Genomic DNA, 23,750 nt, shown 5'->3' with positions numbered 1-23,750 from the left:
AAGAGATTTTAACATACCCATGAAAAACCTGGAATCAAAGAGAAGTGACTAAAAAAATAGATGCGGATCGAATAGCGCTGCTCAATGATAACTTATTTTTTAGCATTCCAGCTCATTTTTTTTGTTTCTTAATAGTCTTTGTTGGACTGGATAACGAAGTAAATCACACATACCTTTTGATGTGGTTTATGACCGCAATATTCACTATTGTTTTACACGGTAGTGTATTTATTATTAATCGCAACCATCCTTTACCAACTGAATATTATTTAAAATTTTTAATAGGTCTAGCAATTATTTATGGGGCACTTTGGGGAATATCGGGCTCAATGCTCATGCCACCTAATAACCTGTTATCTCAAATGATGGTCATCATCATTAGCATAGGTGTTGTATCTGGGGGACTGCATACTCTTCAGCCGAATATGATTGCAAGCATCCTTTTTTTTATTTTAATCCTTCTACCCTTAAGTATATGGTTATTCCTACAAAGTGCCTCAACCTATTTTTTACTTGGAATAGCTTTACTGATTTACTTCTGTTTTGTAATTATGGTCTCCTGGATGGGAAATAAGCTGCTTAATACCAATTTTAAATTACGTTATGAAAATTTAGATTTAGTAGATAGATTAGTGGCTAACAATTCGATTTTGGAGGAAAGTGAATCTCGTTTTCGTTCTGCGTTTGATTCTGCTGCGAATGGGATGGCAATAGTTTCATTAGAAGGAAGATGGCTCAAAGTAAATCAGTCTCTTTGCCAAATCGTTGGTTACACTGAAGAAGAATTATTAAATTTAGATTTTCAGACCATCACTTATCCTGATGATTTAGAACTGGATCTAAATTATGTCCAACAATTATTAGCAGGTGTTATTAGTTTCTATCATATGGAAAAGCGTTATATTCAAAAGAATGGTCATGTCATTTGGATTTTACTCAGTGGCTCTTTAATACGAAATGCCGAAAACCAACCCCTCTATTTTATTGCGCAAATTCAAAATATTGATGCCCAAAAACAAGCAGAAGGAGAACTAAAATACATTGCATATCATGATGTTTTGACCGGATTGGGAAATAGAAAGCAATTGGATGCATCATTTGAACTTGCCTTGTCCTATGCAAAACGACACCAAAACCAGATGGCCATTTTGTTCATGGACTTAGACCATTTTAAAGAGATCAATGATTCATTGGGGCATGACATCGGGGATCTCTTACTTCTAGAGATAGGATCTCGATTAAAAACAACCGTCCGTGCAACCGATATCCTCATTCGTCAAGGCGGTGATGAGTTTATAATAGCCCTCACTGAACTCCCTAGTTCAGATCAAGTCGTTGAAGTTGCCAAAAAAATTCTAAATACCATAGCAAAACCAATAAAAATAAAGCCACATAAGATTTCAATTACGGCCAGTATCGGTATCAGCATTTATCCCAAAGATGGGGATGACCTAAGCATCCTTATTAAACAAGCCGATAAAGCGCTATATATCGCAAAATCGGAAGGAAGAAATAATTTTAAATTTATTGATGTTTAATGTTTACTTGGAAGAAAAAAAAGCCCACAGAGCCGGATAAGTAACCATAGACATCCAATAAAAAAATATCATTTTAGTTTGGGTAATAACCTCTTTGGCTATTCTTCTGGTTCGTGAATATGACCGCCATCACCGCCAAAACCTCCTTGATACTCCTCATTTTGAGGCGCCTTAGAAGAGCGTTCCACGCAAGACATCAAATGACAACTGATTAATAAAAGCCCTAACAAAAAAGTAATTTTTTTAAAACTCATCTTCATGATGTATTTTCCTTAAATTAGCCTTTATGCAGGATAACATATGCAGACATTATTAATATATCTTAACCTGTGTCCAAATAAAAACCATGATCAGTTAAGCCGCAAATAAGGTTTTCCACTAATTACAAATTACTATCCCTAGTCTATATTTTAGTGTTGGAAGATAAATAATGATACTTTAAATCGCAAGGAGAGCTTATGTTTCGAAAAATAGTTATCGCCAGTAGTATTGGAATTATTTTAATGCTTCCCATCTCACTTTGGGCAAACAAACCATGTGATTGCATGACGAACCCCTCAGGTTCAATGACCAAATGCCAAGCCGCTATGGATCACATGATGATGGATAAACTAGGTAATAAAGACAATCAGTACGATAAACGCTTCATTGATTTAATGATTCCTCATCATGAGGCTGCTCTCATGATGGCTAAAAACGCGTTGAACAATGCGACTCACCCGGAACTTAAAGCCATGGCGCAACAAATTATTAACGCTCAAGAGAAAGAAATAGAACAATTAAAAGCTTGGCGTAACGAATGGTATGGACAACCTAAAAAGGGAGATTGATATGACACATCAACAGTATGACATGTGCATCAAAGCATGCCAAGTCTGTTTATTGGAATGCGAACATTGTGCAAACGTATGCCTGCATGAGGAAGATTGTAACGACTTGGCTCGTTGTATTTCGTTGGATAGGGATTGCGCCTCGATATGTGCCTTAGCGATTGAAATGATGGCACGTAATTCACCTTTTGCCAAAGAAATTTGTGCCCTATGCGCCAAGATTTGTCGCGCTTGTGGTGATGAATGCAGTAAGCATCAGCACATGGAGCACTGTCAACGCTGCGCAAAAGCGTGTTACCAGTGTGCTGAAGCCTGTGAAAAAATGGCCTAGTTAAAATAGCCCTTTTGCAGCATCGATGCAAAGGGCTATTGTTGATGCTTCATTATCAATGTGGGCATTTTAACCCCTGGGTAATTCATAATGGTCATCATGCCGCTTTCTTGATGATAGAGCATGTGACAATGCATCATCCAATTTCCGGGATTATCACTATCAAATTGAACTTTAACCGTAGACTTAGGTAGGACCAAAACAGTATCTCTCATCGCTCCATTTGCTAATTGCTTTCCATCAATTTCAGTCACTTGAAACACGTGTCCATGTAAATGCATGGGATGCGCCATCGGGGTTTTATTGACAAATACCATCTCGATTCGTTTATTGGGAGCAACAAGCAATGGCTTAATCTCAGGCCAGGCTTGTTTGTTTATAGTCCAGGAATAAGGCTTCATTGTCCCTTCCAAATTGACCGTCAATGTCTGACCTGGTTTCATTTTCTTAAGGGGTGCAAGTGCATGAAGCTTAAATTCCTGATCATAGTTTAAAGCACCTGCTGTATTCTTTGTTGTTTCTGATAACGTGTTTATTTTGGTTCTATCTGTCGTCAGAATTAATCCGGTCTGCATTGATGTGCCCTCTCCTTGAGCAAGAATAGGATAGGTACCCCCTTGTTTCGGAATAGTGACTAACACATCCATACGCTGTCCAACAGCCAATTGAAACTCATTTCCATTAAAAGGTATTATTTTTTGCCCATCAGCAGCAATCGCTTGAGCTTCCAAAGTTCCCGTATTAACAAAAAAATTAGTCATTGCAGAACCTGCAATCAGACGAAGCCGAACAATTTGTCCCGGGATTACAGAAACAATTTCTGGATTTTGTAGCGTATGATAATTGGTAAGAAACGCATCATAAGTCACATCATTTAAATCAGCGACAGGTTTATCCATTTTCATCGAATCCATGTTGGCCATGGTGTTATGATTCATATGAGCTCCAGAATGCGCCATGTTTCCTTTTTTTAACTCAGAAAAAATAACCTCTGGAGACTTGTAGCTGAAATCGCCAATAAATAACGTGACTTGTTTCGTTGTTTTGTCTTCTTGCGGTTCGTTAATGATAAACGGTGCAGAGAGAAATTGTTGTACCTGTAGATCATGATGCGAATGCATCCAGTATGTTCCTGATTGCTTGAGCTTGAACCGATAATGATATTCACCACCTGGAGGAATAGGCTCCTGTGTTACATAAGGAACCCCATCCTGATTGTTTGGGACAATAAGACCATGCCAGTGAATTACCGTAGGTTTGTCCGTGGTGTTTTTTACCACGGCGTCAAAAAAATCTCCCTCAATGCCATGATAACCCCAGGTGCCATCGGGCTGCTCGATACGAAAGAGTTGTGTTTCTTTACCGTCTATCGTAATCGGGTATTTTTTGATAAGCAACACAGTCGATTGTACGGGCGCTTTAGCTAAAACAGCCCCCGCACACGCAACTAGAATACCACCTGCAATGAGGCGCTTTAATGATGTATTAAACATAATCATCCTTTAAAAAAACTATTTCATTGATTTTTTTTAAGTTCAGCACTGTACTGAACACGAATCTGAGCTATGATTTTTTGCATTTTTGCAAAGTTTGCAAGTGAACCGTCTTTATCGTTTGCATCGCCTGTTTTATCCAAACGCTTTGCCAACTCATCAATGTAGCCCATTTGTTTTTTGACCATTACCAGTTGCTCTTGTGGTAGAGACTGGCTTAAAGGCAGTAAACTACTCATTAGATCATTAATAGCAAAAGCATGATGATGTATTTCCCCTAATCGATTGTTGGTAATTGCTTCATTGATACCTGATAGTTCTTTATCGACAGCCTGCCAAATTGCTGGAATGGTTGTAGGTTTTTCTTGAGCCTTTTCATCGCCATGCGCGTAAAGTGCGGGACTTAATAAGCAGAACAACAGCGCAGCATGCATCATTTTTTTTGCCACATACATTGTACCAGTCATCATACGTCTCATCTTAAGCTCCTTCTTTGGTTTGATTAAGCGATTGTCTTTGTTCACGCCAGTATTCGATGGCATTGTACACCGTAGGCACAACAAACATGTTCAATACCGTGGAGGTAAATAATCCTCCCAAAAGCACTTGTGCTAAAGGTCGCTCCAATTCTTTGCCCGCAGGAGAGCCCCACAATAAGGGGAATAAACCCAATGCAGCAGTGGCTGCTGTCATTAAAACAGGAACTAATCGGTCAAGGGTTCCATGGATAACTACCTCATTGCGTGTTTTGCCTTGTAAGCGCAATTGATTGTAATGACTAACCAAGATAATTCCATTTCGGGCAGCAATTCCAAATAACGTAATAAAGCCAATCATCGCGGCAACACTCATCTCTCCACTGGCTAAGAATAAGGAAATGACTCCACCAATCAAAGCAAGTGGTAAATTGAACATCACCAATAACGCTTCACGTAAAGTTCCAAAGGCTTTATGCAGCAGTATTAGCATCACAAAAATAACCAAGCCACCAAAGATTAAAATGACACGTGATGCCTGTTGTTGACTCTCAAACTGCCCACCGTATTGAATGAAATATCCTGCTGGCAATTTAATTTTTTCCTGAACTTCCTGCTGAACATCACCAATGACACTTCCTAAGTCACGTCCCTGCACATTAAAACCAATGACTAATAAACGTTGTACGTTTTCACGATTAATAGCAAAGGGTTGTGGTTGTACACTGATATCCGCTACCGCGCGTAATGGGATTTGATTCACGGTATTTTCGCCCGTACCGTGGGCATCAATGAGCATGTTTTGAATGGCCTTCACGCTGTCGCGCTCTTGTGCCTCCATTCGTAGGTATAAATCAAAAGTACGCTGCCCCTCCAAAACACTGGACACACTGACCCCATTTAATAGGACTTGGATGTCTTCCGAAATTTGTCCTACATTAACCCCGTAACGCGCTGCTTTTTCGCGGTCAAGCTGAATCACCAGTTGCGGCACTTTAATTTGTTGTTCTTTATTTACGTCTACTACTCCTGGAACAGTTTTCAGTACTCTTTCTAGCGACTGCCCTAATTCATTTAGGGTGGTTAGATTATCACCAAAAATTTTAACCGCCACCTGGGCTCTGACTCCAGAGAGCACCTCATCCATCCGGTGCGCAATAAATTGGCCCACATTAAATACTGCCCCTGGAATATTAGCTAAATCTTGACGTATGCGACGTAATAACTCATCGGGCGGCATCGATTCATCCTTATCAAAATCAAGGCGCACATCAAATTCACTGACATTCGGGGGCAAGGCATCTTCATCAAGTTCACTACGGCCTGCACGTTGGGAGATTGAGATGACTTGGGGGTAGCGAAGTAAGGCTTTTTGCACTTGCTCTCCTAAGCGCATCGATTCATCAAGAGAGGTACCTGGTAACGTACTCATCGCCACAATAAAATTTCCTTCATGAAACTCAGGCAAAAAAGAGGTGCCAAAGAAAGGTAACAATGCTAAAGCAAAAACAAAGGCCGCCAATGACATCAAAACGACCGCCTTACAATGTCCTACAGCCCACTCCAAAGCAACTAGAAAATGGCGCTTGAGCCAAATCACAAAACGCGTTTCCTGCTCATGGGATTGTACTTGCGTTGCCACCTCATAATGACGCTCCGTTTGCGATAATGCATGTAAACTGACGCCTTCATCCTCTTTTTTCTCTGAGCTGCGGACCAAAAGCAAATAACACAGCGCGGGAACCATGGTAATGGAAACCACTAAAGAGCCTAAAACAGAGGCAATATAGGCAATAGCTAAGGGGCTAAAAATTCGCTCAGCAATACCTGACAAAAAGAAAATAGGTAAAAAAACAAGACTAATAATAACTGTGGCATACACGACCGAGCTTCGAATTTCTAATACTGCATCAAAAACCACCTCAATAGTAGGAAGCGGATTGTTCTCCTGTCGGTTAATACGTAAGCGATGTACCACGTTTTCAACCGTGATAATGCCATCATCCACCACCTCACCAATCGCTATCGCCATCCCACCTAAAGTCATCGAATTAATACCAATACCGAAAAAATGCAGCACCATAATGCCAAAAACAAACGAGACAGGCATCGACAAAAAGGTTATAAATGAAGCACGCCAATTCATTAAAAAGAGAAACAGTACGGCAATAACAATGATGGCCCCTTCTAACAATGCCCGCGTTAAGTTATGAATAGCCGACTCAATGAAATTTGCTTGACGAAATACATCAGTAATGAGGGTAACGCCTTTGGGCAAAGACGCTTTAATATCAGACAGTGCCTTTTCAACTTTTGCAGTAGTAGTCACCGTGTCCGCGCCATAGGCTTTAGAAATGGTGCCAACCACTCCTTTTTCTGTATTGTAAGCCCCATCACCGCGTTTTATTTCACCGCCAAAAGCAACGGTTGCAATATTATTAATAGTGATTGGTACGCCATTACGCACGGTAATCAGCGTTTTTTTAATGTCCTCAAGCGTTTGAATACGCCCCAAAGTACCAACAACAAGCTCTGTTCCTGCTTGATGTAAAAAAGCACCAGGTACGTTTTGGTTGGCTGTAGTCAGTGCTTTACGTACCTCTTCAACACTAATGCGATAGGCGAGCATCCGTTCAGGAATAAGGCGCACCTGATATTGCTTGACTTCCCCGCCAATGGATACAACAGATGCCACACCACCAAGAGCTAGAATACGAGGGCGAATTGTCCAATCCGACAAAGTACGCAGGGTCTCAAGGCTTTCTGTTTTGCTGACTAAGGCATACTTTACCAACCACCCCACAGCAGAGGTTACTGGCAACATAACTGGCGGCCTAACTCCTGGTGGTAAGGCACTCGTAGCCTGTTGAATGCGCTCATTAACTAACTGCCTATTACGATAAATATCGGTTTGGTCATCAAAGACCACTGTAATCGTAGAAAGTCCTACTGAAGTTTTAGACCGCACGCTCGCAACTCCAGGAGTGCCATTAATCGCACTTTCCAAAGGATAAGTGATTAAGGTTTCCACATCTTGTGTTGCCATACCTGGAGCTTGTGTTTGTACCACCACCTGCGGCGGCGCAAACTCTGGAAACACATCGACCGGCATTTGCTTTAAAGTATAACCACCTAATATACAAAGAATTAGGGTAAGCGCTAAAACCAAGGGGCGATTATGCAATGACCAAGCAATGAGGCGTGTAAACATTAATGACTCTCCTCAGTGCTTCCCTTAGGTTTGCCACTTCCACTGAGCCACATCGTATAGAGCTCTCGATTTCCCTGGATAACCACCTCATCTCCCGGAACTAAACCTTCAAGAATTTCCGTGTATTCATCATCACTGGCACCTTCACGAACTACAACACGGTCATAAGTCATTCCATTGCGTACAAAAACAAAATACTGATTATCGGCTTGTAACAAAGCCTCATTGGGGATGGTCAAAGCGGTTTCGTTGCGGCTTAGTACTACACTCGCACGCACAAACATTCCCGGCTTTAAAAGACCCTGCGGATTGGCAAGACTAATGCGCACATTCGCAGTACGTGTTAACGCATCAAGATTAGGCTCCATAAGCAACACGTTCCCAGGGAAGGTTTTTTTTGGATAACTTAAAGGATGAATCGTAACGGCTTGTCCTGTTTTAATTTTTTCTATGTCTTCTTCATAGACTTGTGCGACTACCAGTAACTGGTCACGATTACTGATATGAAATAAAACAGTATTCGGCTCAACGGCTTGTCCTAGATTGACATTTCGTGCATCAATCACGCCGGCAATGGGTGCTTTTACCACGACACTGGGTGGAGGATTACCAATGAGGCGTGATTGTACTATGGCCAAACGTTGACCCACCGTAACTTTATCCCCTAAATTCACATCAATCGCACTAATAGCCCCACTAATACGAACACTGACATCGGATTGGGCATCTGGCCAAACTTGAATTTGTCCGTTCAAATTAAGTAATTGTGCCATCGGGCGGTTAGTCGCCTCAGCAACCTTGATAGCCAACAGGTCAGTTTGTGCCTTGGTAAGCGCTACAGGTCCTTTAGCTCCTGCCTCACTGACCTCAATTTCATCCCCATGAGCCCAAAGCAGAGCACTACTGCCAAGCAACAAAGTCATTAAAAGCGCTCCAACTCCCAATGTACTTAGAACAACTCGTGTCATGTCCGTTCCTTTTTAAGATAAATAGTTGCAAGGTTTTACCTCTGTAGATGTTCCAATCGCCGTACACAATCCCACATAGCTCTGCAAGTACTTTTCAAGATTAGTGAGATAAGCCAATTGCACGTCATTTTGTTGCCTTTGAACTTGAACTAAGTTCAATAATGACAATTGTCCATTTTTATAAGCCGTATTGGCTAATTGCACGTTTTTTAACGTTAGAGGTAAGGACTGTTTTTGAGTCTGCTCTATCGTATGCTGCAAAAGCTTTAATTGTGCTAATTGACTACTCACCTGTGTTTCAATGGTTAAATTTAAGGCACGCAAGGCCAGAATGGCTTGTGTTCCTGTGGCGCTTGCTTCAGCAATCAGCCCTTGATTTTGGTTGAGCAAGGGTATGGGAACCGACAGGCTCACCCCTAATGTGCGGTCGGCCGGTTGAGGAGCGCCGCCTTCAACCACAATTTTATCTTGCTGAACGCCCAAGCCCACTGTCCAATCAGCAAAACGCTCAGCACGAGCCAACTGGACATTTGCACGGGAACGATGAATCGTTAAGAGCAATGCCTGGCGATCGGGTCTGTTTTTTAAGGCAATCGCTATAAGGGTATTCACGTTTGGCCAGGAATTAGTTTTTGGGGGATTTAAATCTAAATTTAAAGGCGCATTAGCAGGTCGTCCTAATAGTTGATTAAGCAAGGCTACTTGTGCGATTTTAGTACTTTCTAATAAGTGCCTTTCCTGATGGATGCGCTGATATTCAAGCTGAGCGGTATTGCTATCCACTTCGGAAACTTCTGCTACCTGGTAGCGGTTTTTAGTGACCGCAACTAAGTTTCGGTTCAAACCAAGTAAATAGTTTTGTTGTTTTAATCGCCCTTGTGTAACCACTAAACTATAAAACGCATTGGCCACATTGGCAGATAACTGACGCTCTGCCTCTCTGATTTCAGCCATAGCTTTGGCTACATCAACGCGCGCTACCTTTTTCTGTCGGGCAATACGTCCTGAAATCGGAAAGGCTTGTGTAAAGCCTGCGGAACGTGAGTACTCACCTTCATTATTAAAGATTCTGTCATCATTGTTGTTAAGATTAAGGCTGGGATTGGACCAGAGTCCTGCCTGAACCAGACGTGCTTCTGCTATCGATACATTGAAACGCGCAGCCTTTAAATCACGGTTTGCATGTAATGCCATTTGCGTCACTTGTTTTAACGTAAGTTCCTCGGACTTCGCCCACACAAGGGTGGGCTTTATTAAAAACACGATTATTAAAATGATCCCTGTGCGTAAAGCACTCTCTTTTTTCATCATTTTGTTTCACTTCGAATGTTTAATTTAAGACTGCGTAATCGCAGTGCATTACCAATTACTGAAACGGAACTCAACGACATTGCGGCCGCTGCAATAATTGGACTTAACAGTAATCCTGTCATTGGATATAATACCCCGGCCGCCAAGGGAACACCTAATCCATTATAAATAAAAGCAAAAAATAAATTCTCACGAATATTTCGCATAGTTGCTGCCGATAAATGACGTGCTTTAAGAATTCCCTCTAAATCACCATGTAATAAAGTAATCCCGGCACTTTCTATGGCAACATCAGTTCCTGTTCCCATCGCAATACCAATATCTGCCTCAGAAAGTGCTGGAGCATCGTTGACTCCGTCGCCGGCCATGGCCACCACAAACCCTTTGTTTTTTAATTCACGCACATGCCGGCTCTTCTCTTCAGGCATCACTTCTGCAATCACATTTGTGATGCCCAGTGTGTTTGCCACGCTTAAGGCTGTTTTTTTACTGTCTCCAGTGAGCATGTAGACATCTATCCCACTTCGATGAAGTTCACTAATAACCATTCGGCTATTTAATTTAATGGGATCTTCCACGACCAAAATTCCAGCCATTACCCCATCCACTGCCACAAACACAACCGTTGCACCCTGAGCACGCGTCTCATCGGCTTTTTTTATGAGTTCAGAATTATCCTTGACGACAGACTCTTGCATGAATCGAAGAGAACCTATGGCCACTTGATGACCATCCACAACACCTGTAACGCCTTTGCCCGTAGGGGCATTAAATTGCACGACACCGGTAAAAGACAAGTGCTGTTTTTTTGCGCCTGCGACAATTGCCTGGGCCAGTGGGTGTTCGCTTTGATGTTCGACCGAAGCAGCCATTGTCAGTACTTCGTTCTCATTGAATGCTTCATCAGTCACAATGCGAGTGAGTACAGGTCGCCCTTGCGTTAATGTTCCTGTTTTATCCACAACCAGCACATTGACTTTCTCCATCTCTTCCAAGGCTTGGGCATTTTTAATCAAAACACCCGCGCGAGCCCCCTGCCCTACCCCAATCATAACCGACATGGGTGTTGCCAAGCCCAGAGCACAGGGGCAGGCAATAATAAGAACCGATACTGCCGCAATTAAGCCATAACTAAGTGAGGGTTGTGGTCCTACTAATGCCCATACGATAAACGCTAAAACCGCAATTAAAAGAACAACCGGTACAAACCAGCTCGATACTTTGTCCGCCAAACGCGCAATAGGCGCACGGCTTCGTTGGGCATCACTCACCATCTGCACAATGCGGGAGAGCATGGTATCACTGCCCACATGCAAGGCTTTCATGACAAAGCTTCCCGTTTGATTTATCGTAGCACCGATGACTTTGGCACCCACCTCTTTGCTCACAGGCATGGGCTCACCCGTCACCATCGACTCATCGATATAACTTTGCCCCTCCTTTACTTCACCATCTACCGGTACTTTTTCACCGGGTCGCACGCGCAATAAATCACCAACTTGGACTTTATCCAGGGAGACTTCTTCTTCAAGGCCGTCTGTTCCAATGCGGTGTGCACGTTCTGGAGCGAGACTCAATAAAGCGCGAATCGCACTTCCTGTTTGCTCCCGTGCTTTTAATTCCAGAACTTGACCGAGCAAAACTAAAGTGGTAATCACTGCAGCGGCTTCAAAATAGACGGCAACGAAACCCTCTGCATTTTTAAATGCGGCTGGAAACAGAGCAGGAACTAAGGTCGCCACCATGCTATAAGCCCAAGACACACCAATGCCCATAGCAATTAAGGTAAACATATTGAGTTGATGTGTTTTAAGTGACTGGTAACCTCGTTGAAAAAAAGGCCATCCGCACCATAAAACGACAGGAGTCGCAAGCATGAGCTGCAACCAGATTGCTAACCCAGAAGGAAGGGTATGTCTTAGAAAATGACCGCCCATCTCCAAGAAAAACAAGGGCAAAGTCAGGATAAGGGCTATCCAAAAACGCCGTCTCATATCCAGGTACTCTGTATTGACTTTCTCTTCAACACCCACTGTTTCTGGCTCTAATGCCATACCACAAATAGGGCAATTACCCGGTTTGTTTTGGCGTACCTCTGGATGCATCGGGCAAATATAAAAACCACTTGATTTCGTTCTGTCTGAATCTTTTGGTACGTTGGGTTTATGACAGCATGAATCTGAGTGTGCGCCAGTGGCGTGATGTCCTTTATGATGATGGTTATTCATAATGCACCTAGTCGTATTTTTTTAATAATGCAATAATTTCATTTAACTTTTGGTCACGTATCGCCTCATCACTTAATGTGGCAATATGACCAAGACACCCCTTAACGTGGGTATCTAAGACACTCAATTCAATGGTTTTTAAAGCACTACGCGCTGCGCGAATTTGTGTCAGAATGTCAATGCAATAGCGCTTGTCTTCGATCATGCGCTTAATCCCTTCAAGTTGGCCAATTGCACGATTTAAGCGATGCAATTCTTTTTCGTGGGTTGCGTGATGAATCATAACGTCCTCCTATACCCTTATAGGTATATACCCTGCATGGGTATAAGTCAACCGGTTTACCTCAAACTATTTAAACACATTAATTTATCTAAAAGAGCATGGTGCAATGAATTATCTGACTTGGAACGCACAACAAGATGCAGCTTAATTTATTAAAAAATCTTCATCCCTATCGAAAAACAATAACCTATAGCCACATCCCGGAACAAAAGTAAAGGCTGATAATAAAATCAGAAACAATATTTTTTATTAAAAAACTTAATAGGAAAAATGAATCCATTTTTTTGCATATTAGAAAATGAATGTTTATTATTCCTTATTCACAGACGGTCATCGCTGAAAATCTTCGTTTATTTAGGCTATCAAAACCAGATAAAATAGGGCTATTTTTGACCACTGTGGTTTATTTGTATATAATGATGCACTTTATTCAACTAGTGAGTCATGAATGGACAATAGGAATGTAATCGTAACCCCTCACCTCATCACTTCATTAAGTGCTACGCTATACCAGCAAAAAGAACATGTCTTATTAGGAATCAGCCCTTTTAACAGCTACTTCTCCGAAGAAATGATAGGCGACTGGATTCAATGGGCACACACCACATTTTCATCATTTCATGTATTCATCCCGGACACTTTGCCAATATATACTTTTTTAGCGCTGGGGTATGATGAGTTAAACGCAAAAAAGAAGGCTAAGAAACAGGCCGCCTATCTGAAGAACAAAGTAGCACGCGCTTTAGTACAGTGCCAATTAGACGACATCGATGCCAATAAACTCATTATTGATATGGATTATTTAGAGAACAATCAAGCCTATCTAGAGTTAAAGAAGGCATGTTACGCGCTGTACAATGAAAATCCTGAGTTTCAAAAGGAATGCGACCAATGCACAGGATGGGTGTTAAATGGCCATGCCGTTAAAGACAGTCATCGCGCCAATAACAATATTGCGGTTCAATACATACTGAATGAAATGCCTCTATTCATGGACACGCCATCGATTCTTAATACACCATCATCCCTATTTTCTTATCATCAGACACCACAATTCATAAATTATCTCTATACTGATCATAGAAAGAATGAGTTTGTTGCCTTAAACCAAGGATATATCGAACTATTCGTTCATACACACACGATACCTGATGGAGTAGTGTTTGGGAATGAGCTTTGATGATGACTATCTGTATTTAATCATTGATACCATAGAGGCCAGTATCTTCTGGAAAGATACGCATGGTCGCTATTTAGGCTGTAACCAATATATGGTTCGCATGAGCGGTTTTAAAAATAGAGCTGATTTAATAGGAAAGAAAGATTGTGATATGCCCTGGTGGCAAATTGCTGATAAATTAGAAGCCATAGATCGCAGTGTTCTTAAAAACGGTATTTTTGAAGGAGAAGAAACCCCGCTAACCGCCTCATCAAAAAAAATAGTATTCCATACCAAAAAAACCATTTTATATGATAACAACAATAAAATTGTAGGCATCATTGGAATATCAATTGACATCACCGAAAGAAAGAAAGCAGAAACGTTGATAAAGAAAAAACAAAAACAATTAATCAAAGAAAAAGATAAGGCTCAAGCAGCAAACCAGGCAAAAACAGAGTTTCTTGCAAACATGCGCCATGACATCAGAACCCCTCTATCAGGAATAGTAGGATTTTCCGAGATTCTGAAAACCGAATCCAATGAACCTCGTATTAAAGAATATGCAGATAATCTGGTAGCCTCAAGTCATGCATTACTTGATTTGATGGATGAAGTACTTGAAGCGGTAAAAGTCAGCTCAGGTGATATTCCAAAGCTTAAAAGAAAATTTAACTTAAACCATACCTTAGAGCAGGTTGTCTGTCTATATTCTGCTAAAGCACAAGAAAAAAAATTGAATTTATCGTTATCAGTAGATAAAAAACTACCCAAATACGTCATAGGGGATAAAATCCGGGTGCACCGTATCGCTCTTGAACTAATAGGAAACGCGCTTAACTTTACTGATAGGGGTTATGTGACAATCAAAATAGAGCTCGCAAAACAAAAACAGCGCCATCTAGTGCTTAGAATGATTGTCAGTGATTCAGGTATAGGTATTCCTAAAGACAAACAACAGGAAATTTATCTGCAATTTAAACGGCTGACCCCTTCTTATCAGGGAATTTATAAAGGTTCTGGTCTGGGACTTTATGTAGTAAAACAATTTGTAGATGAATTGGCGGGCGAAATTTACGTCGACAGCGAACCGCACAAAGGAACTGTTTTTACCTGTCTTATCCCCTTACTTGAACCACTACTTGATGACGACTCAGGAGTTGATAACACTGCCGCTTTAAAAACAGAACAACCCTATCTGCCATTATCACCCTTAACTCATCAACACCAATCAGTTCCCCTCGCATCAGAAAATAAAGCAAAAAGTACTGTGCTGGTAGTAGAAGATAACTTCATTGCTCAAACAGTAGCAAAATCCATTCTTAACGCCATGGAGTGCCGAGTGGATGTTGCATCCAACGGGGCTGATGCCATTGCCTTTTGTGAACAAAATCACTATGACTTAATCTTCATGGATATTGGCCTAGGCACAGGCATGGATGGCTATGAAGTAACCCATCATATTCGCAGCCAAATAGACAACACGCGTCATATACCTATTATTGCGCTAACAGCTCATGCAGCAGATGAGAGCAAACAACGCTGCATTGAAGCCGGAATGGATGCCGTTTTAACCAAGCCACTGACTCAGGCACATGCCATAGATATTCTTAAATCGTTTATTCCAGAGCGTTATGAAACTCCAGAAATTGAATCATCCAAAACAAGAAAAGACTTGCCTGACAGTGATGATGAAATGTTTCAATTAAACCAGTTCCCTATCTTAAACAGTGAAGAAGCATTGAAGAACTGTGCAACTCATGAGATGTTAAAAGAATTGTTAACCTTAATGACTCAGGAACTTCCTGCTGATTTGGAACGTATGAAAAATGCCTTCAAGGCTCTTGATTATCCACTGGTTGAAAAAACCGCCCATAAAATAAAAGGTGGCGCGGTTTATGTAGGAACCATCCGTATGAAATACGCCTGTCAGTATGTTGAGCGCTACTGGAAAACAGGGCAACGTGAATTATTTGATATACTCTATCATCAGGCAGTAAGTACTATAGAAGAAACCATCACCTATATTGAGGGATGGCTGCAAAGGAATACTCCATGAATAAAAAATTGTTTCATGCGCTCGAACGCGAGTGTTTAATTTATTTATCCAAAAAAGAGGTGAGGCAAGAACTGCTTCGCCCGCTAATTAAGGAATTTCTTTCCACACAACCAGAGCATCTACTGTTAATCCTGACCAAAGAAGAACAAACAACTGATGCAGTCAGTGATGTAATCGCCCATCAATTCACCGATACCCATGATATTTTAATTCATCGAGTGATACACCACCTTAACGACCTGCTTTATGAAACCATCAAGCCTTATTATTTCCAGAACAAATGCTAATAAAAATCCACTCATCTCGCTATGACAATAACCATTAGGAGTCAGTTGATGTATTCTCTTTCTTGAATTGTTCCTGTTTTCTTAAATAAATTTCCTTCCTGTTCACCGTCACCTGTTTAGGCGCATCAATTCCCAGTTTGAAATTTCCAGGTTCATGGGTTTTAAAAGGGGTAATCACCACCTTTTGATTGTTCTCCAACGTAATAATTAACTCAGATTCAAAAGCTACTGTTCTTATTTCCATATTGGTTTACTCGTTTTAGTTCAAAATAATTGCAAAAAAAGCACCGGTTATACTACAGCAACCATCGGAGTCCTATGGGTAGAAGCAGGAAAAAATGGAGGTTCTTTTTTTATTGCATAAAACCCATTGACGCTTGGCTTTACACCATCAAACGATTCCTGAACCTCTTCGGGTTGATCCACATCAATTTGTTCCAGGCGAATAATCTGTTGTTCCTGCCTGTCCAAAAGCTTGCGATACCTCTGATTACTTTCTTCTAATTGTTTTGTAACCAGTGTGAGTTTGCTTTCCGCCTCACAAATTCGCTCCGCTACCTGATCAAAGCTCTTTTCTTTATTATTTAGAAATTCATTGAGTCTTAATTGAAATGAGGTACGTTGCTCTTCATCTGCTATGACCGTTTTTGATAGAGCTTCAACGGTGCTTCTCAGAACAAGGGCAAGTGTTTGTGCCTGGTCAACCTCTTTACTCATTTGTTCTTTCACTGCATCAAGTTCTGTAATTTTATCAGCCAACTTATTTTGATTGTCTTGATACTCCTGAGCAACCTGTTTTAATTTTTTTTGAGTTTCGTCTAAAACCTGAGACTGTTCCTCAATAGAGCCTTTAAGCGTTTTGGCAGTCAATTCGAGTTCAATCTGAGTTGCACGTAGTGCCTTTTCGGTATCAGTCAGCTTACTGATTTCTGATTTTAGTGTGTTAATCTGCTCACAAAATTGATCCACATTTTGGGTTAGGCGCGCATTTTCTTTCTGGAATGCATCGATTTCAAGGGCTAGTTGTTCGCGTAAGAGTTCTAAAGTTGAAATAACCGTGTCCAACAGGTCAACAAGACTTGAAATTCCTGCGTTTAAATGTTCGGTGTTGTTTGTGTTTTGGTTTTGATGATTTTCAAGAAGGATGTGACTTACCGCATAAATAATTCCAGTAACAATACTAAGCGTAATAAGGGCTGCAAGATTTGCCATGAGTCCAATCATCAAAAGAGGTATGGTGAGCACTGCACCTGCGGTAATTTTTTGCCACAAAGGGATTTCGTGCCATGTACTTGCAGCACGAGAAAGCCAACTAGGATTGATATTCATTGATTGAATCAGTTGATTCAGATCTACCTTAATTTTCTGTATTTTATTTTGAGTCGTTACAATTTTCTCAAAACGCTCTTTATCTTTTTTTGTTTTCTGAGCGAGCGTGTCCTGCTCCATCTGTTCTGATTGATGGATATCAGAATCCAACTCAAGTTCCACTTTTTGATACGACATGATTCTTCCTTACAACGAATGGGTCATCCACTTTTTTTTAAATCGAAATGGTGTCACCTGATGATTAGGTTAACCTTAAGATAAGCAGGGTGACGGATAACCTCTTAATTATTGAGTTAATTACCAGTACCTTTTTTACGTATTGGATTGAGGTGTATCTTCGGTTTTTGAGGCACCATATAAAAACCCTGAAAATAAGGTCTTAAGGTTGCTCATTGAGGGGGAAAATTGATTTTTAATATTCAGAATGTTACTCATTACCACGTTTCCTTAATTTGGTTTGAAACAACAATCAACCGAGCGCTTTTCCTTCGAACGGTTAAATCTTGATCATTCTATCGAATAAATTGTGCTCAGTCATTCTTTTTTTAGTGACTCTCTTTTATTGATGATATTGCAGGCTTTAGATTATCTGAATGGATGTTTTTTTGGATCCCACCAACCACCAAGCGGTTCGTTTTCATCAAAATATTCATGCACTTTTTTAAAGGAATATTGAGATAATTGTTCATATTCTGATTGGGGTAACAACATATAGTCTTCTTCATCATCGATAATAGCGTTCAGCATCACTCCGACCAGGTGGCATCCATGCCATTTTGCACGGGTAGTTCGATTTTTTCTTTTGGTGTTTTTATGACACCGTGCGGCAAAGGACTTCACTTCATCGTTCAAGAAGGCATCAAGGTAATGAAAGGTTTTGTAGGCCAGCTGAACGTGGTTTGGGTGACCTGCAAACACGGTCGGTTTTCTATTTCCTGCGGTTATGGAGGCCGTGGTGCAGCCAAAGATGTATCCTAAAAGAAAAATCAGTTCATCTGCGTAATCATCCATAGTCAGATTGCCTAAGTTAAACCCGTTACTGATGGCAAAGAGTTCTGGATTAAATTTTTGAGAAAAGAGCTTTTGATTTAAGAGTTCCTGACGGATTAAAAGCAGATGTGGTCCAATCTGGTGGCAATTGTCTTCGGTGAGGTAATAATTAATCGTTTTATTAAAGGTGTCCAGTAGTTTTTCGTCTGGTTTTTTAATAGTAAGACGCTCAATATGTTTGCGGTATTTTTTATAGGACTCATTGGTTCTAAAATCATAGCCCTCGGGTTTACGTGGCCATTCGCGTACTTCTTCAAAATCAAAGAAATCAAACTCAGTGTCTGACTCTTCATCGTCAGATGACTCATCAAGCTCATCACCAAATAAGGAAATGACATTGGTGTTGCCTTGGGCAACTGGTGTTATCACAGGGATTGATAAATTAGTTGGTTTTGGATTGATGTTACCAGGTTTTAATGTGTTCGTGTTTATCAATGGTCTGATTGATTCATTATTTTTGTCTTGCAGTGAGGTACAGCCATCCACTATCGCTTGTGAGAGACTGATATTTTTTTGATGTGCGAGGTCTTTTAATGCGTTATACGCTTCATCACTGATGGTGATGGTACGCAGAGTTTTCTCGACCAGATATTTTTTTTGATTAAGAGCACGATAACAACGACTAAAAGCTTGAGAGTCTACGAATTCATCAAGCCATAATTGAAACAGGTGTACAGTTTCTTCATCATGCGCTGTCTTTTTGAGTTCAGAAAAAGCTTGGATTGCCTTTATTCTCACTGAATTGTTCGTCTCTTCACTCATAAATCGATTATTTTGAATGGCACGTTCAAAATAGTGATAACAGGATACATAATCATCCAGGGATACTTTGCGTTTTTTATTAGCCATAGTTTATAACGCTCAATTAATTATTAAGGGCAGTTTATTGATAGCCATTGAATTTATCAATAGTTGATACATTAGTTGTTTTTAATTTTGCTTTTTCACCATTTTGTATTTACCATCTGTTGATACATTTCTTTTATCAATTAGCTCCCCGGCCGTGATCTTGGTAAAAAAGGGTCATGTTTAACTTTTAATCTTAACAAGAGCGTTCTAATGAATTAGTTAATTACTATTTCATTTTACTATTGCTCTCATTGAGTACTCTTTCGCCTTGTTCTTAAGTCCTTATAGGTATTGCCTTAATTCAATCTATTCACATGGTTATCCCCTAAAAGTGTGGATAAGAGCATGTTCATATTTTGCTCACCTGCCTTTGATTTTGGAGCTTAGGAGCATTTAATAGTTATGAGCGAAGCGAATTCATTTAAAGCAGGTTAAAAGAAAGATTTAGATTTGTGCCTCGTCATTCATCGCTCAGTCGCAAAAATAAAAATAACGGAGTATTTTATTAAGAACAATGAGGAACGGAGCGAGCTTGCGAGTGAGTAGTCATTGTTCTTAATAAAATGCGGAGTTATCTTTTATTGCGATTGAGTGATGGGTGATGAGGCAATCGATCTTTAATTATTGCTTTGTTTGTTTTTTTATTTGATTATTGGCCATAGGCCAATTCTTTTTAATAATTAATAAGTTTAAATGATTGATGAGCGTAGCGAATTCCTTATTATTAATTATCCACAGTAATGTTCTGTGGATAATATTCAAGAAGGTTTAAATGGGACTATAAGTAAGAGCGGACACTTAAAAGCTATTCTATAAGACACTTAAATTTCATTGTGACAAAAAAGATACAGTCGGTTATATTGGGGATGGGGATTTATTGCATGTAATTCACATGTTTTGCAGGGAATAAAGGCTTTTTCCTGCTCTAATTATAGATAATGAAAAAAAATTAGGGGTTGTGAGACATTTTACTGGTATTGCGGGTAAAGAGTGGGGTTAGAGGGTCATCTCTGATAAACAAAGGTAAAAGTATTAAGGTAGGTTGCAGCGCCCTATTCCTGCAATTTGTGACGGCGTAGAAGGGATTCGCGCCGTCTGCGTTCCTTTTCGCGAGCTCGCTCTTCGGTTTTCTGCTCCGACTTCAGCATGTCTTTCATTGCATCAATATGGGTTTTAGAGTTCCCTTTTGGAGCAATAAAATCAAGAATGTTCCGTGCGGCAGCCTGAGACTCCTGAGCATTGGCAATAAAGGTGCTTCGCTTCTTATTAAGCCGTTTACGCGCTAGAGCGCGCTGTGCAGACAGTGCCTGAAGATTAATGTTGCATGCCTTAAAAAAAGCGGGTGTTAGGCATTTTACTGCAGCAAGACCAATAAAGCGCTCTTTGCCTTCCTCTAGTTTGACATCAAAACGCTCGATCATTTTTAAATAGCCTGCACGAACCAGTAATTTAATAGCGCGTTGTGCTCGCTTTAAACCAATTCCTGCCTTATCAGCAAGAAATTCGATAGTAAGGGAGCGAAAGCCTTCACTTGCATGAGGTACACCCACCCTAAGGCTTGCCAGTTCCGTGTAATGTAATAAGACCTGAGCAATACTTGCCAGAGCTTCACGTGCCTCCGAGCGCTGCTGGCGTGTTGAATTGCGGCGCATACGGATTTCTTTAAAATAGGATGTGGGTAGCCCATAGTAACGCCGCCAGGCATCAATTGCCCAGGTAATTATTTTGGGGCGTTCCTTATGTTCCTGTGGCTTTTGAAAAAAACGCGGGGACTCAGGATCATGGCCGCACCAGTTGCCCTGACGCACCACCCCTGCCCTTCGAGCGCTGTAGCTTGTTTCTGTTGATTTCTTTATGAAATCAATGCAATCCATCACTAACGCACTTTCTTGCATGCGTGTAATATCCTTAGCGGTAGCTAATTGTTGACTAATCAATTACTTAACGCTAAGATATATTTGTTCAGGTTATACTTTAGCGTTAACCGGAAAGCCCGCGTCAACGGGCTTTTTTTTTGCCTTTTTTAAATCAATAATAGAAAGTTATCGTTTATTATTTAACCCGTCAACTCCTTTTTTTTATATAACCAATTGAAATATAGCATTTTTTTATGTTTTATTGGTTCACAATTGGTTCACATAAATGCTTGTAAAATGGTTCACTATTGGTTCACATATCACCAAGAAATTTACCTAAATGTATTTTATATTTCCCACCAATAATGGTTCACAAACGGTTCACGTACTTGTCGTTTAAATGGTTCACAATTAACACGAGGCAATCACGAGCAATGGTTCACAAACGGTTCACCAAATTATGATATTGGCCTTTATTTAATTGGATAAAGAAAATATGTTGAGCCATGCCGTTCGATTTACAATTGGTTCACAATTAGTTCACAACAAAAGATGCTTAATGGTTCACAACCAAATTAAATATGCATCAAATGTAATTCAACATTCAGGCCAAATAGTTCCTTAGTATAGGTTCACAATTGGTTCACAATCAGGGATGTTTAATGGTTCACAATAGGCACACAAAAACGCTTTTTACATATATAAAATTTTTTTTATATGTTTTAACTACTTTATCATTGACCTACATAAATGAGTATGTAATTGTATGTATTAACTGTATAAAAACAAAAAAACATACAAGGCATAAATAATGGAACAAACAAGCTGGACTAACTCAGACATACGTAAATTATTTAAAATGGATAACCGCTTTAAATCTGTTCAAACATTATATAATGCTGAAGATCGAGGCGAAATACCAATAGCAAAAAGAGAAGCCCGGGGGAAGGTTTCAACTAGAGTATGGGAATTAGAACAACTCCCTGAAATCGGAAAAAGATTTGGTTTTTTAAAGCCACCCGCACAACAAAAAATATTATGTAAGTATATGCAAAAAGGAGGAGTGTATAAAACGACTTCCAGCTATAATGAGGCACGGACTCTAGCACTTAATGGTATAAAGACTATATTAATAGGATTAGATCCTGAGTGTTCTGTTTCAGATATAATAATTCCTCAACAAGAACTTAATAGGCTTGATGATTTTGAACAAGGAAAAGGCTTATTTCATTTTTTCGTTGAAAATACACCATTAGAAGAAATCATTCGCCCAACGTCTTTACCCACACTCGACTTTATACCCGAAACACACGATTTAGTTAAATTAAATAAGTGGATGTCTTTTGAAAAACGTCGTGAATATATCTTCCAAGATAAATTAATACCGCTTCTCTCTAAATATGATGTCATCATCTTTGATAACAGCCCCACATGGAATCACCTCGTAGAAAATTCCATTTTGGTTTCATCATCAGTTGTTATGCCATTAGGATGCAGTCTTCTTGCGTATAATGCTTCTTCGACTAATATGCAAAACATTTGGGACTTTCAAGATGTTATGAAGCTAACAGACCAAGGAATAATCATGTTTAGTACTGCACTTGAAAGAAGCTCACTTAGTCAACAAATAAATGCAACGTATCTGAGTCGTTATGTAGACTATATGATTACTACACCAATACGTAAATCTGTAAAATGGGAAGAAGCTCTAATGTCCAAACAAACCATATTAGAATACGCTCTTGGCTCCTCTCAGGCAGAAGAATACTACCATCTGATATCTGAATTATGGGGTAGAGTTAATAACAACGAACTTAGCTTCGTAGATCTTTTGCTAACTAACGAGCTAGAGGCTATCTGATGGCTATAAAAAAGGGAGCGTTCGAATTATATACTCAGGAAAGAAAACTGCCAGAAAAAAGGGTAAAAAGCCCCGCCAAAGCAAGCCATTTTTTTGATGATATTTATACCAAAGATAACGGTTCACAATCGGTTCACGAGCAAAGCATCACCCAACAATCGGTACCCGTTGCAAGCACATCAGCTCATGCGAACTCCGTATCAAATAACAATACAGACAATGGTTCACAATCGGTTCACGAGCAAAACATCATCCAACAATCGGTTCCCGTTGCAAGCCCATCAGCCCATGCGAACCCTGTATCTAATAACAATACAAATAACGGTTCACAATCGGTTCACGAGCATAGCATCACCCAACAATCGGTGCCTGTTGCAAGCACATCAGTTCATGCGAACTCCGTATCAAATAACAATACAAATAACGGTTCACAATCGGTTCACGAGCATAGCATCACCCAACAATCGGTGCCTGTTGCAAGCACATCAGTTCATGCGAACTCCGTATCAAATAACAATACAGACAATGGTTCACAATCGGTTCACGAGCAAAACATCATCCAACAATCGGTTCCCGTTGCAAGCCCATCAGCTCATGCGAACTCCGTATCAAATCACAATACAGATAATGA

20 protein-coding genes are annotated in these 23,750 nt (G+C 40.2%); 8 read left to right on the top strand and 12 right to left on the bottom strand.

The genetic code is table 11. From position 1 onward, the window contains the following. Positions 1 to 44: 44 nt before the first annotated feature. On the top strand, positions 45 to 1,538 hold the full coding sequence (locus tag Lery_RS10905) for a GGDEF domain-containing protein (RefSeq protein WP_058527294.1): 1,494 nt from the start codon (positions 45 to 47) through the stop codon (positions 1,536 to 1,538). 98 nt (positions 1,539 to 1,636) lie between these two features. On the opposite strand, the gene Lery_RS15480 is transcribed toward Lery_RS10905, so the two are convergent. Next, positions 1,637 to 1,798 (bottom strand): hypothetical protein, encoded by a 162-nt coding sequence (locus tag Lery_RS15480; RefSeq protein WP_165481479.1) that lies wholly within the window; start codon positions 1,796 to 1,798, stop codon positions 1,637 to 1,639. Between the two features lie 198 nt (positions 1,799 to 1,996). Between Lery_RS15480 and Lery_RS10900 the strand changes: the two genes are divergently transcribed. Beyond that, positions 1,997 to 2,368, top strand: coding sequence for a DUF305 domain-containing protein (locus Lery_RS10900; protein WP_058527293.1), 372 nt, complete (start codon positions 1,997 to 1,999; stop codon positions 2,366 to 2,368). 1 nt (position 2,369) lies between these two features. Then, positions 2,370 to 2,699 carry a four-helix bundle copper-binding protein gene (locus tag Lery_RS10895; RefSeq protein WP_058527292.1) on the top strand — a complete coding sequence of 110 codons (330 nt, stop codon included), beginning with the start codon at positions 2,370 to 2,372 and terminating at the stop codon, positions 2,697 to 2,699. Positions 2,700 to 2,734: 35 nt separating this feature from the next. On the opposite strand, the gene Lery_RS10890 is transcribed toward Lery_RS10895, so the two are convergent. Genes Lery_RS10890 through Lery_RS10860 form a run of 7 tightly spaced genes read right to left on the bottom strand, consistent with a single transcriptional unit; the run spans position 2,735 to position 12,669 of the window. Next, positions 2,735 to 4,192 carry a multicopper oxidase family protein gene (locus Lery_RS10890; RefSeq protein WP_237759214.1) on the bottom strand — a complete coding sequence of 486 codons (1,458 nt, stop codon included), beginning with the start codon at positions 4,190 to 4,192 and terminating at the stop codon, positions 2,735 to 2,737. Between the two features lie 23 nt (positions 4,193 to 4,215). After that, positions 4,216 to 4,671 carry a hypothetical protein gene (locus Lery_RS10885; protein WP_058527290.1) on the bottom strand — a complete coding sequence of 152 codons (456 nt, stop codon included), beginning with the start codon at positions 4,669 to 4,671 and terminating at the stop codon, positions 4,216 to 4,218. A gap of 1 nt (position 4,672) precedes the next feature. Further along, positions 4,673 to 7,879 (bottom strand): efflux RND transporter permease subunit, encoded by a 3,207-nt coding sequence (locus Lery_RS10880; RefSeq protein ID WP_058527289.1) that lies wholly within the window; start codon positions 7,877 to 7,879, stop codon positions 4,673 to 4,675. Next, positions 7,879 to 8,802 carry an efflux RND transporter periplasmic adaptor subunit gene (locus Lery_RS10875; RefSeq protein WP_236619477.1) on the bottom strand — a complete coding sequence of 308 codons (924 nt, stop codon included), beginning with the start codon at positions 8,800 to 8,802 and terminating at the stop codon, positions 7,879 to 7,881. The genes Lery_RS10880 and Lery_RS10875 overlap by 1 nt, the downstream gene beginning before the upstream one ends. A 57-nt stretch (positions 8,803 to 8,859) precedes the next feature. Then, positions 8,860 to 10,155 (bottom strand): TolC family protein, encoded by a 1,296-nt coding sequence (locus Lery_RS10870; RefSeq protein WP_058527350.1) that lies wholly within the window; start codon positions 10,153 to 10,155, stop codon positions 8,860 to 8,862. Then, positions 10,155 to 12,386: a copper-transporting P-type ATPase gene (locus Lery_RS10865; protein ID WP_058527288.1), complete on the bottom strand. Its 2,232-nt coding sequence runs from the start codon at positions 12,384 to 12,386 to the stop codon at positions 10,155 to 10,157. Before Lery_RS10865 ends, Lery_RS10870 begins: the two co-directional genes overlap by 1 nt. 7 nt (positions 12,387 to 12,393) lie before the next feature. Further along, positions 12,394 to 12,669 (bottom strand): metal-sensitive transcriptional regulator, encoded by a 276-nt coding sequence (locus Lery_RS10860; RefSeq protein WP_082657196.1) that lies wholly within the window; start codon positions 12,667 to 12,669, stop codon positions 12,394 to 12,396. 448 nt (positions 12,670 to 13,117) lie between these two features. On the opposite strand from Lery_RS10860, the gene Lery_RS10855 reads away from it, so the two are divergent. From Lery_RS10855 to Lery_RS10845, 3 genes are read left to right on the top strand one after another with little or no spacing between them, the layout of a single operon-like run. Beyond that, positions 13,118 to 13,849, top strand: a complete 732-nt coding sequence (locus Lery_RS10855) for a tRNA-dependent cyclodipeptide synthase (protein ID WP_058527287.1) — start codon at positions 13,118 to 13,120, stop codon at positions 13,847 to 13,849. After that, positions 13,839 to 15,887, top strand: coding sequence for a response regulator (locus Lery_RS10850; RefSeq protein ID WP_058527286.1), 2,049 nt, complete (start codon positions 13,839 to 13,841; stop codon positions 15,885 to 15,887). The genes Lery_RS10855 and Lery_RS10850 overlap by 11 nt, the downstream gene beginning before the upstream one ends. Beyond that, positions 15,884 to 16,174 carry a hypothetical protein gene (locus Lery_RS10845; RefSeq protein ID WP_058527285.1) on the top strand — a complete coding sequence of 97 codons (291 nt, stop codon included), beginning with the start codon at positions 15,884 to 15,886 and terminating at the stop codon, positions 16,172 to 16,174. The genes Lery_RS10850 and Lery_RS10845 overlap by 4 nt, the downstream gene beginning before the upstream one ends. Before the next feature lie 34 nt (positions 16,175 to 16,208). Here the strand turns inward: Lery_RS10845 and Lery_RS10840 are convergent, their stop codons facing one another. The 4 genes from Lery_RS10840 to Lery_RS10825 form a co-directional block, all read right to left on the bottom strand. Further along, positions 16,209 to 16,418, bottom strand: coding sequence for a carbon storage regulator (locus Lery_RS10840; protein ID WP_058527284.1), 210 nt, complete (start codon positions 16,416 to 16,418; stop codon positions 16,209 to 16,211). A 47-nt stretch (positions 16,419 to 16,465) separates the two neighbouring features. Further along, complete coding sequence (locus Lery_RS10835) at positions 16,466 to 17,680, bottom strand: LegC2/C7 family Dot/Icm T4SS effector (protein WP_058527283.1); 1,215 nt, start codon at positions 17,678 to 17,680, stop codon at positions 16,466 to 16,468. Between the two features lie 408 nt (positions 17,681 to 18,088). Then, positions 18,089 to 19,402, bottom strand: coding sequence for a DUF7168 domain-containing protein (locus tag Lery_RS10830; protein WP_058527282.1), 1,314 nt, complete (start codon positions 19,400 to 19,402; stop codon positions 18,089 to 18,091). Positions 19,403 to 20,454: 1,052 nt separating this feature from the next. After that, positions 20,455 to 21,297, bottom strand: coding sequence for a hypothetical protein (locus Lery_RS10825; RefSeq protein ID WP_058527281.1), 843 nt, complete (start codon positions 21,295 to 21,297; stop codon positions 20,455 to 20,457). Positions 21,298 to 22,069: 772 nt separating this feature from the next. Here Lery_RS10825 and Lery_RS10820 point away from each other — a divergent pair. Both Lery_RS10820 and Lery_RS10815 read left to right on the top strand, forming a co-directional pair. Further along, positions 22,070 to 23,119: a ParA family protein gene (locus tag Lery_RS10820; protein ID WP_058527280.1), complete on the top strand. Its 1,050-nt coding sequence runs from the start codon at positions 22,070 to 22,072 to the stop codon at positions 23,117 to 23,119. Then, on the top strand, positions 23,119 to 23,750 hold a 632-nt coding region (locus tag Lery_RS10815; protein WP_202814038.1), incomplete at its 3' end, for a hypothetical protein. The genes Lery_RS10820 and Lery_RS10815, both read left to right, overlap by 1 nt.

This window comes from Legionella erythra (assembly GCF_001467615.1).
Taxonomy (GTDB): Bacteria; Pseudomonadota; Gammaproteobacteria; order Legionellales; family Legionellaceae; genus Legionella_C; species Legionella_C erythra.
The sequence above is the reverse complement of the archived record's forward strand: the minus strand, read 5'-3'. Positions and strand labels throughout refer to the sequence as shown.